The following is an 11,342-nucleotide window of genomic DNA, read 5'->3' on the forward strand; positions in this document are numbered from 1 at the left end:
CCCCCCCCCCCCCCCCCCCCCCCCCCCCCCTTCCTGAAAGAAGAAGCCGGCATACTAGATATTCGGCCAATTCTCGTGGGCTCGGAGATGTGGAGAAGAGACAGGCCCGGGCCCGGGCGCGCGCACTGCGACTTCGCCGGGAGGCCGAGGCGGCTGAGCCGGTGGATCCGGCGAGTGCCCCGGCCCCTGCCGCGGGCGGTGCTCCCGTCGACGACGTATCCCCCGGTGACGATGACGGGACCGCCGATGCGGACGCGGGCGAGGCCCAGGCTGACGTTGCTGTCCTCGATGTCGACGACGGTGTCGCTCAGGCCGGTCGCCGTCGCTGGCGACCCCGGCCGCCGCGGCCTACCTGGAAAGGCATCGCGGCCGCGGCGGCGGTGTTGTCGACCGCGGCGTTGCTGGCGCTAAGCGGCTACTTGGTGTGGCAGCACCGCGAAGCGCAGAACCTACGGCAGCTCGATGCGGAGTACAGTGCGGCGGCCAGACAGAGCGTCGTGACCCTGATGTCGCTGAACTTCAACAACGCCGAACAGGACGTTCAACGCATCATCGACAACTCGACCGGCGAGTTCAAGGATGATTTCGAAATGCAGGCGCAGGACTTCGTCGAGGTCGCCAAGCAATCGGAGGTCATCACCGAGGTGACGGTCAACGCGACCGGGGTGGAGTCGATGACAGACGACACCGCGGTGGTCCTCGTCGCGGCGTCGTCGCGGGTCACCAACACCGCAGGTGCTGAGCAGGAGCCTCGAACGTGGCGGCTCAGTGTGAATCTGCAGCGTGAGGGCGATCAGATCAAGATGTCGAAAGTCGAGTTCGTGCCATGAGTGATCCCAAGGGCGACGATGACGTCGTGACCGAAGTCGTGGACGAGGACGAGCACGAAACACAGGCGGGCGTAGGCAATGAATTGGCCGACGCAGAGGCGCCTGTCGACGACGCTGCGCCGGAGACATCGGTTGGGCGCCGTGGCCCGATCGCGTTGCTGCGGGGCAAGGTAACCGCCATCCTGCTCGGCGTCGCGCTGCTGGCATCGGCGGGTATGGCGGGCTGGCTGTACGTGTATCAGTATCGTCCCGACCAGCAAACGGACGCCGCCGCGCAGCAGGTAGCGCTCGAAGCGGCGACCAGTGGAACGATTGCGTTGCTGTCCTATTCGCCGGAGTCGCTCGATAGGGATTTCGCCGCGGCCAGGGCCCGGCTGACGGGCGATTTCCTTTCGTACTACACAGAATTCACCGAGCAGATAGTCACGCCGGCGGCTCGAGAGAAATCGGTGAAGACCGCGGCTTCGGTCACGCGGGCCGCGGTTTCTGATATTCAGCCGGATTCGGCCGCGGTGCTGGTGTTCGTCAACCAGACGACGACCAGCAAGGAGAACCCCGACGGGGCTTTCGCGGCCAGCAGCGTCAAGGTGGGCCTGACGAAGATAGACGGAAACTGGCTGATTTCGTCGTTCGACCCGGTCTGACCCCTTGGGGCCCGGGCCCGGATAGCCTTCCCACCGTGACGGTCACCGCGATCCTGCCGCTGCCTGCGTGGCTCGCCCGCTGTCCCGAATCGTTCCTCGAACCCGTCGCGGGCAGCCCGCCGTTGCTGCGCGTCGTCGACGCACTGGGGTCATGTGCCGAGGTGGTCATCGCCGCCGCGGCCGAAGTAGCCCCGCCGGTCCGGAGAACCCTCGGCGGTCACGAGATGCCGACGCGGGTGGTCGCCGCTGCCGCGCCCGGCGGGTGGGCACAGTGCGTGACGGCCGGGTTGGCCGGTCTCGACGGCGACGCTCCGGTGCTGCTGCACGACGTCGAATGGCCGGTCGTGGACCCGGCTCTGGTCGAACGGATGGTCGCCGCGCTGGGGCGGGGAGCCGGCTCGGTCCTTCCGGTGCTACCGGTCACCGACAGCGTCAAGGCCGTCGACGCCGAGGGCACGGTGACGGCGACACTGGACCGTGCCCAGCTGCGCACCGTGCAATATCCGCGGGGTTTCGCCGCCGCGACCCTGGCCGGACTGGCGGCCGGGTCGGCGAGTCAGGCCGGCGACGGGCGGTTCGACGACCTGGAGCTGGTCTTGTCCAGCGGGACGCCCGTGACCCTCGTCGACGGTGATGCCGACGCGATCACCGCCCAGCTGCCCCGGGACGGGGACTACCTCACCGCGGTTCTACGGGTGCGCCAACGCTCTGCCGGCCGCTGAGCAGCTCATCGGCGAGGGCGACATCGCGGGGATAGGTGACCTTGAGGTTGGTGGCGCTGCCCGGGAAGGTCCGGATCTCGAGGTCGGTGTAGTGCTCGACGCATGACGAGGTGTCGGTCCCCTGGAACCCATCGCGTTCGGCGGCGGCATAGGCCTGCCACAGCTCGCGTGCCCGGAACGCCTGCGGAGTCTGGGCCCGCACCAAAGGCCCCTGGCGTGCCACGGATTCCACCGCCGACAAGGCAACACGTGCGACGTTGTCGAGCGGCAGGGCAGGCAGTGCGCCGCCGTGCCGGCGGGCCAGGGCGATGGCGGTGCGGTACATGTCGGGTCCGGCGAGGGGGCGTGCCGCGTCATGGATAGCCACCACGTCGACCGCGCCCGACTCGATGTCGGGTGCCAAATCGCGCAACACGTTGAACTCCGAGGCATGCCTGGTCGCGCCGCCCTCGACCAACTCGACGGTGCCGTGCGCGACTTCGCGGCGTACGGCCTGCTCGGCGATGTCGCGCTCACCCTGGCGGAACACCAGGACCGTGCGTCCCACATCGGGATGTGCCGCCGGGGTCGAGAGCGACCAGGCGAGCATGCTGCGCCCGGCCAGCGGTAGGTAGGCCTTGTTTCCGTCCGCGCCGACTCGGGTGCCCAGGCCGGCGGCCAGCACCACCGCGACGGCTATCCCCATGCCCGCAAGCGTATCTCCGGCGGGGTGGACGCCGATCTCGAAGGGGCGGCGTCGATCAGGGCTGACGTTCGATGCCCTCGAGCAGGCTGCGGTCGTCCTGCACCGCCAGCAGCCGGCGTGCCTTGCGCCGGGTGATGAGGATTCCGACGACGGCGACGCCCCAGATGACGAACTGGAGGGTCCAGGCGAGCCGGAACGACTCGAACGACAGTCCGCCGGTGAGCTCGAGGATCAGCCCCATCGCCTGCATCAGCAGCAGCGAGGCCAGGAACCCGCCCATGTTGACCATGCCCTGCGCGGTGCCCAGGGTGGCGCTGGGGTTGAACGTCCGGGCGAAGTCGAATCCGACCATGGACCCGGGCCCGCCGACGGAGATGACGACGACCAGCGCGACCAGCAGCCACAACGGTGCCGGGCCGGGCAGGGCCAGCACCACCGACCAGATCGCCGCATTGCTGGCGATGATCGCCAGCACCAGCCGTGAGCGCCGGTGCGGGTGGCGGCCGGTGAACACCCCGACCAGCACACCGGAGGAGATGGCGGCGGCGACCGACAGGGTCAGCAGAGCGCCGGCGACGCCCGACGAAACACCCTGGGCCACCGTCATATACGGGAGGCCCCACATCAGCGCGAACACGGTGACCGAGAACTGTGTGCCCATGTGGGTGAAGAAGCCGAGCCGGGTGCCCGGCCGCAGCCACACGGTTTTCACGCTGGCCAGGGTGGCGTGCATCGAGGTGGGCTCGCGGGTCGTCACGGCGCCGTCCGGGGTGTTCCTGACGATGGCCAGGGTGAGCACGATGGACAGCACGCCCAGCGCGGCCACCGACACGTAGGCGACGGTCCACCCCAGCGCGGTGAGAACCGCCAGGAACGGCACCGCCGAGAGAACCTGGCCCAGTTGTCCGCAGATGCCGGTCAGCTGGGTGACCAGCGGTACCTGCCGCGGGGTGAACCAGTGCGGCACCAGCCGCAGCACCGAGATGAAGGTGACCGCATCGCCGAGTCCGACGATCGCACGCGCGGTGATGGCGGCGGGCAGCGACTCGGTGAACGCGAGCACCAGCTGGCCCGAGGCCATCAGGGTGGCGCCCGCGACGATCAGCGCCCGAGACCCGAACCGGTCGAGCAGCACACCGGCCGGGACCTGCGCGCCTGCGTACACCACGACCTGAAGGACGACGAAGGTGGACAGCAGGCCCGGGCCGGTCTCGAACCGGTCGGCCGCGGCCAGCCCGGACACGCCCAGCGTGGTCCGGTCCAGCACCGCGACGATGTAGGCGAGGAGCCCCGTCGTCCAGACGATCCAGGGGCGCACTCGAAACGACCTCTCACTTCCTGCACATTTGTCTTAATGTCCGGGTCATCACCGGGGATGAACCATCCTCGCGCACCAGCGGGTGCGTTCGCCAATCATCGCGGTCCCGCCCCATAGGGGTGTTTGCTGGTGTTGTCGTGCCGGGGCGGGTGTGCGGCCCCGGGGTGCGTTGTCCGCTATTGTGCAAACGGTCGTTGTCACAATCGGGGGCCGAGTTGCCGGCAGCTCACTCCGGGGGATTCACCGGGGTCGGGGCTGGGCACGGGGTGGCCCGCGTGCTGATCGAGCCGCGGTGGCGCGGATGTCAAAGGGGGATGGGTCGTGGCTGAATACAGGCTCGAAGAGTTGTCGCGCGCGTCGGGCATCAGTGTCCGCAACATCCGCGCATACCGGGAACGGGGGTTGTTGGATCCACCGCGGCGCAGCGGGCGGGCGGCCCTCTACGACGACTACCACCTGTCCCAGTTGAACACCATCAGCCAGTTGCTGAACAAGGGATACAACTCCGCGCACATCGCCGAGTTCTTTGCCAGCATGCGGCAGGGCACCGACCTGGCCGACATCCTGGGGCTGCAGCGGGCGGTGCTCGGCCCGCCGCACGCCGAGAGCGGTCAGCGGGACGCGCAGACCGGCGAGGTCGAGGTCGCCCTGCGCCCGGACGCCGAGGAGGCCCGAAGGCTCATCGACTACGGGATGGCCGAGGTCGTGTCGGGCAGGGTCGCGCTGATCGACCCCGACGCCGCCGAGATCCTGGCCAGGGCGCCCGACCAGCTGCTGTACGTGCGCGCGTTGCTGCAGTTCCTGGACGCGGCCGAGGAGTCGGTGGATGTGGTCGCCGAAACCTTCGTCACCAGCCTCGTCGAGTTGTTCCACGCGTGGGTGGGTCCCAGCTATCTGCCCCGGCCGGACGAGATGGAGGAGATCCGGCAGGTGGTGGAGGACTACCGGGTGCTGGGAGAGAAGGTGATCGCTGCCCGATTCGATCAACTGGCCCGGCAGTACATGGTCGCCTCGGCCTCCGACTACACCGCGGGGATCCTTCTCACCGGCGCGTGGGAGCCCCGGCGACAGGCCTAGCCGGGAGTGTGCTCGCCATTGCGGCAGCACAACTCGCGTCGGCGGGGACCTCTTCGGGTGCCCGGCGGCCCGCTGCGTTTGGTCGAGGTCGGCAGGAGCACGGTGGCGGCAGCACGGGCCCACGTCGCCCGCATCGGCCGGCCGTGCGTCGGGCAGTGCGGTTGAGCGCTGTCCGGCAGCGGCCGCGATCTCGCGCGGACTTACTGACCGGTAAGTTTTCCCGGCAAACTCGGACGTGTGGCGAAGCGAGTCGGGAAGACAGTTCGGGCTTGAGTGTCACGTCTGAACAGGCCCGTCGCCGACGGCCTGAGAACGTGAATTCTCAGATAACGATTTGATAACAAAACTGCCTTGATCTGGTACTTCGTTCCTACTCGACCGTAACCACCTGCATGCAGGACGTTTGTACCGCTTGGGTTGGGGCCGCGTTGTGAGGCGCGTTATGCATCGTTCTGTTACCCACGCGTAGAACTCGCCAGTAACCATTTACGGCGGGAAACTAGGGCAGTCTCTTATGCCACTCTTAGTACGGCTGAAGTGTTCACCGCACCCGAGGAGGAGACGTCGACCGCACCGACGAGATCACCACGCGGTCGCGACGTCCTCCCATTGGACGGGCTGCGATGAACTCCGGCCGGATTCGACGCCGAATCGCACATGGCCCCGCAACGGAGTGCAGGCCAGCACCCACCGACGAGCCCACCCGAGAAGACCGGGTCAACGCGATCGCAGCCCGATTGCAGTACGAGGGAGAACACACGACGTGACGATCAACGACCAGCACCGTGCGGCCACCGACACCGGCAACGGATCCGGCCCGGATCACGAACCTCTGAGCGGCACCCACGCACTCGTCGATCGACTGCACTCCGGCGAGCCCTATGCGGTCGCCTTCGGCGGGCAGGGCGGAGCCTGGCTGGAGAACCTCGAGGAACTGGTCAACTCGGCCGGCATCGAATCGGAGATCACCGCGCTCGTCGGTGAGGCCGAACTGCTGCTCGAGCCGCTGGCCCGGGAACTGGTCGTGGTCCGCCCGATCGGGTTCGAGCCGATGCAGTGGGTTCGCGCGCTGGCCGCCGACGAGCCGCTGCCCGCTCTCAAGGACCTCACCACCGCCGCGATCTCCGGGCCCGGCATCCTGCTCACCCAGATGGCCGCGATCCGCGCGCTGAAGCGCCAGGGCCTCGACCTGGCCGGACACCCGCCGGTCGCCATCGCCGGGCACTCCCAGGGCGTCACCGCCGTGGAATCACTCAAGGCCGGCGGAGCACGCGACGTCGAACTGCTCGCGATCGGACAGCTGATCGGCGCCGCCGGATCCCTGGTCTCACGCCGCCGCGGCATGGTCGGCCGCGGCGACAAGTCGCCGATGGTGTCGGTGACCAACGTCGACCCGGCCCGGGTCGCCGAGCTGCTCGACGAATTCGCCCAGGACGTGCGCACCGTGCTGCCCCCGGCATTGTCGATCCGCAACGGCCGGCGCTCGGTCGTCATCACCGGAACACCCGAACAGCTGTCCCGCTTCGAGCTCTACTGCGAGAAGATCACCGAGAAGGAAGAGGCCGAGCGCAAGAACAAGACGCGCGGCGGCGCAGTCTTCCGCCCGGTGTTCAGCCAGGTCCAGGTCGAGGTCGGGTTCCACACCCCGAGGCTTTCCGGCGGGGTGGACCTCGTCGACGAATGGGCGGCCCGCACCGGGCTCGACGCCACCCTCACCCGCCAGCTCGCCGAGTACATCTTCGTCAAGCCGGTCGACTGGGTCTCCCAGGTCGAGGACCTCGCGTCCGCCGGCGCAAAGTGGATCATCGACCTCGGGCCGAGTGACACCGTGACACGGCTGACCGCACCGGTCATCCGCGGACTGGGCATCGGCATCGTTCCGGCCGCCACCCGGGCCGGCCAGCGCAGCCTGTTCACCGTCGGCGCCGCCCCCGACGTCGCCCCGGCCTGGTCGAGCTACGCGCCCACGCCGATCACGCTGCCCGACGGCTCGGTCAAGGTGTCCACCAAATTCACCCGGCTCACCGGCCGCTCACCGATCCTGTTGGCCGGGATGACGCCGACCACCGTCGACGCCAAGATCGTCGCCGCCGCGGCCAACGCCGGGCACTGGGCCGAGCTGGCCGGCGGCGGCCAGGTCACCGAGGAGATCTTCGACGCCCGGGTACAGGAGCTCACCACGCTGCTCGAGCCCGGCCGGGCGATCCAGTTCAACTCGCTGTTCCTCGACCCATACCTGTGGAAGCTGCAGGTCGGCGGCAAGCGGCTGGTGCAGAAGGCGCGTCAGTCCGGCGCGCCGATCGACGGCGTCGTGGTCACCGCTGGCATCCCCGACCTCGAGGAAGCCGTCGATCTGATCGAGGAACTCAACAGCGTCGGCATCGCCCACGTCGTCTTCAAGCCGGGCACGGTCGACCAGATCAAGTCCGTCATCAAGATCGCCAACGAGGTCCCCGACCGGGACGTCATCGTCCACGTCGAGGGCGGCCGCGCCGGCGGGCACCACTCCTGGGAGGACCTCGACGACCTGTTGCTGTCGACCTACGGCGACCTGCGCAAGTACCGCAACATCACCGTCTGCGTCGGCGGCGGCATCGGCACCCCCGAGCGGGCCGCCGACTACCTGTCCGGGGAATGGGCCAAGGCCTACGGCTTCCCGGCCATGCCGGTCGACGGCATCCTGGTCGGCACCGCCGCGATGGCCACCAAGGAGGCCACCACCTCGCCTGCGGTCAAGCAGATGCTGGTGGAGACCACCGGCACCGACACCTGGGTGGGGGCCGGCAAGGCCATCAACGGGATGGCCAGCGGCCGCAGCCAGCTCGGCGCCGACATCCACGAGATCGACAACACCGCCTCGCGCTGCGGGCGGCTGCTCGACGAGGTGGCCGGCGACGCCGACGCCGTGGCCGAGCGCCGCGACGAGATCATCGCGGCGATGGCCGACACCGCCAAGCCCTACTTCGGCGACGTCGGGGAGATGACCTACCTGCAGTGGCTGCGCCGCTATGTCGAGCTGGCCGTCGGGGCGGGCGACAGCACCGCCGACACCCTGGTTCCCGGGAGCCCGTGGCTGGCCGAGACCTGGCGGGAGCGCTTCGAGGCGATGCTCGAGCGCACCGAGGCGCGGCTGAACGAGAAGGACTCCGGTTCGATCGAATCACTGTTCGCCGGCGAGGGTGACTCGCTGCTCGACGATCCCGACGCCGCGATGGCCGCCCTGCTGGCCCGCTATCCGGATGCCGAGACCGTCCGGCTGCACCCCGCCGACGTGCCGTTCTTCGTCACGCTGTGCAAGAAGCCCGGTAAGCCGGTCAACTTCGTCCCGGTCATCGACAAGGACGTCCGGCGCTGGTGGCGCAGCGACTCGCTGTGGCAGGCGCACGATGCGCGCTACAGCGCCGATCAGGTCTGCATCATCCCCGGCACCCAGGCCGTGGCCGGCATCACCCGGGTCGACGAACCCGTCGGTGAGCTGCTCGACCGCTTCGAGCAGGAGATCACCGACCGTGTCGTCGCCGACGGCACCCAGCCGGCGCCGGTGGTCTCCCGCCGCCAGGCCCGCGCCGACGTCACCGGCCCGCTGGCCGTCGTGCTCGACTCGCCCGACGTGCTGTGGGCCGGCCGCACCGCCATCAACCCGGTGCACCGCATCGGTGCGCCGACGGAGTGGCAGGTCAACGACGTGCCCGGCAAGCCCAGCGCCACGCACCCGAACACCGGCGCCCGGCTGGAGCTGGTCCCGGACGGGAGCGTCACGCTGAGCGTGCCGCTGTCCGACATCTGGATCGACATCCGGTTCACGCTGCCCTCGGCGACGGTCGACGGCGGCATGCCGATCGTCACGGTCTCCGACGCCTCCACCGCGATGCGTGCCGTGCTGGCCATCGCCGCCGGCGTCGACGGTCCGGATTCGCTTCCGCCCGTGCAGAACAACACCTCCACCGTGACCGTCGTGTGGGATCCCGAGAAGGTCGCCGACCACACCGGCGTCACCGCCACCTTCGGCGCACCCCTGGCCCCCGGTCTGACCCTGGTCCCCGACACCCTGGTCGGGCTGTGCTGGCCGGCGGTGTTCTCGGCCATCGGCTCGGCCGTCACCGCCGACGACTTCCCGGTGGTGGAGGGTCTGCTCAGCCTGGTTCACCTGGATCACGCAGCGCATCTACTGGGCGCCATGCCGGACTCCGAGTGTGAACTGGTCGTCACCGCAACGGCTTCGGCGGCCACCGACACCGAGGTCGGGCGCGTCGTCCCGGTCAGCGTGACCATCGTCGCCGCCGACGATCCCGGCACACCGCTGGCCACCCTCGAGGAGCGCTTCGCGATCCGCGGCCGCACCGGCGCCGCCGAACTGACCGACCCGCCGCGCGCCGGCGGGGCGATGACCGACAACGCCACCGACACCCCGCGCCGTCGCCGCCGCGACGTCGTCGTCAACGCGCCGGTCGACATGAGCGCCTTCGCCGTGGTCTCCGGTGACCACAACCCCATCCACACCGACCGCGCCGCCGCGCTGCTGGCCGGCCTCGAACAGCCCATCGTGCACGGGATGTGGCTGTCGGCCGCCGCCCAGCACGCGGTCACCGCGACCGACGGGCAGGCCACCCCGCCCGCGCGCCTGGTCGGCTGGACCTCGCGGTTCCTCGGGATGGTGCTGCCCGGTGACGAGATCGAGTTCCGCGTCGACCGGGTCGGCATCGACCGCGGCGCCGAGATCGTCGAGGTGGCCGCCCGGGTCGGCTCCGAGCTGGTGATGTCGGCGACGGCCCAGCTGGCCGCGCCGAAGACCGTCTACGCCTTCCCCGGCCAGGGCATCCAGTCCAAGGGGATGGGCATGGACGTGCGGGCCCGGTCGAAGGCGGCACGCAAGGTCTGGGACTCGGCGGACAAGTTCACCCGCGAGACGCTGGGCTTCTCGGTGCTGCACGTGGTGCGGGACAACCCGACCAGCCTGATCGCCTCCGGTGTGCACTACCACCACCCCGAAGGCGTGCTGTACCTGACGCAGTTCACCCAGGTGGCGATGGCCACGGTGGCCGCGGCCCAGGTGGCCGAGATGCGTGAGCAGGGCGCGTTCGTCGAGGGCGCCATCGCGTGCGGCCACTCGGTGGGTGAGTACACCGCGCTGGCCTGCGTGTCCGGGGTCTACGAGCTCGAGGCGCTGCTCGAGGTGGTGTTCCACCGCGGCTCCAAGATGCACGACATCGTGCCGCGGGACGCGTCGGGCCGCTCGAACTACCGGCTGGCGGCCATCCGCCCCTCGCAGATCGATCTCGACGACGCCGACGTCAAGGCGTTCATCGCCGATCTGTCGGAGCGGACCGGAGAATTTCTGGAGATCGTCAACTTCAACCTGCGCGGCTCGCAGTACGCGATCGCCGGCACCGTCGCCGGCCTGGAGGCGCTCGAGGAGGAGGTCGAACGGCGTCGCGAGATCAGCGGCGGCAAGCGGTCGTTCATCCTGGTTCCGGGCATCGACGTGCCGTTCCACTCCTCGGTGCTGCGGGTCGGTGTCGCCGACTTCCGCCGCGCTCTCGAGCGCGTCATGCCGCGCGGCAAGGATCCCGATTTGCTGATCGGGCGCTACATCCCCAACCTGGTTCCGCGGCCGTTCACCCTCGATCGCGACTTCATCCAGGAGATCCGCGACCTGGTGCCCGCCGAGCCGCTCGACGAGATCCTGGCCGACTACGACACCTGGCGTAACGAGCGCGCCTCGGACCTGTGCCGCAAGGTCGTCATCGAGTTGCTGGCCTGGCAGTTCGCCAGTCCGGTGCGCTGGATCGAGACCCAGGACCTGCTGTTCATCGAGGAGGCCGCGGGCGGCCTGGGGGTCGAGCGGTTCGTCGAGATCGGCGTCAAGAACGCGCCGACCGTCGCGGGCCTGGCGACCAACACGCTGAAGCTGCCGGAGTACTCGCACAACACCACCGAGGTGCTCAACGCCGAGCGGGACGCCGCGGTGCTGTTCGCCACGGACACCGACCCCGAACCCGACTTCGCCGACGAGGCGCCGGCGGACACCGCGCCCGCCGCGCCGGCAGAGGCGGCCCCGGTGGAGGC

Annotated in this window: 7 protein-coding genes; 5 read left to right on the forward strand and 2 right to left on the reverse strand. The window is 69.5% G+C overall.

All coding sequences use genetic code 11. The features are described 5' to 3' along the window. The first annotated feature begins 89 nt into the window (after window positions 1-89). Genes ACXAID_RS24305 through ACXAID_RS24315 form a run of 3 tightly spaced genes read left to right on the forward strand, consistent with a single transcriptional unit; the run spans window position 90 to window position 2,196 of the window. Window positions 90-830 carry a hypothetical protein gene (locus tag ACXAID_RS24305; RefSeq protein WP_475024744.1) on the forward strand — a complete coding sequence of 247 codons (741 nt, stop codon included), beginning with the start codon at window positions 90-92 and terminating at the stop codon, window positions 828-830. After that, entirely contained in the window at window positions 827-1,474 is a 648-nt protein-coding gene (locus ACXAID_RS24310; RefSeq protein WP_475024745.1) for a hypothetical protein, read from the forward strand. Before ACXAID_RS24305 ends, ACXAID_RS24310 begins: the two co-directional genes overlap by 4 nt. Before the next feature lie 35 nt (window positions 1,475-1,509). Next, window positions 1,510-2,196, forward strand: coding sequence for an IspD/TarI family cytidylyltransferase (locus tag ACXAID_RS24315; protein ID WP_475024746.1), 687 nt, complete (start codon window positions 1,510-1,512; stop codon window positions 2,194-2,196). Here the strand turns inward: ACXAID_RS24315 and ACXAID_RS24320 are convergent. Together ACXAID_RS24320 and ACXAID_RS24325 are read right to left on the reverse strand one after the other, a co-directional pair. Continuing rightward, window positions 2,153-2,881: an IspD/TarI family cytidylyltransferase gene (locus ACXAID_RS24320; protein ID WP_475024747.1), complete on the reverse strand. Its 729-nt coding sequence runs from the start codon at window positions 2,879-2,881 to the stop codon at window positions 2,153-2,155. The two genes, ACXAID_RS24315 and ACXAID_RS24320, sit on opposite strands and share 44 nt — an antisense overlap. A gap of 55 nt (window positions 2,882-2,936) precedes the next feature. Further along, window positions 2,937-4,199 (reverse strand): MFS transporter, encoded by a 1,263-nt coding sequence (locus tag ACXAID_RS24325; protein ID WP_475024748.1) that lies wholly within the window; start codon window positions 4,197-4,199, stop codon window positions 2,937-2,939. Window positions 4,200-4,520: 321 nt separating this feature from the next. On the opposite strand from ACXAID_RS24325, the gene ACXAID_RS24330 reads away from it, so the two are divergent. Both ACXAID_RS24330 and ACXAID_RS24335 read left to right on the forward strand, forming a co-directional pair. Beyond that, the gene (locus ACXAID_RS24330; protein ID WP_475024749.1) at window positions 4,521-5,276 is read left to right on the forward strand and encodes a MerR family transcriptional regulator; all 756 of its coding nucleotides are present in this window, start codon (window positions 4,521-4,523) and stop codon (window positions 5,274-5,276) included. Window positions 5,277-6,039: 763 nt separating this feature from the next. Further along, the coding region (locus tag ACXAID_RS24335; RefSeq protein WP_475024750.1) for a fatty acid synthase subunit beta domain-containing protein at window positions 6,040-11,342 on the forward strand (5,303 nt) is incomplete at its 3' end.

This window comes from Mycobacterium sp. ABE4_509, from assembly GCF_056160785.1.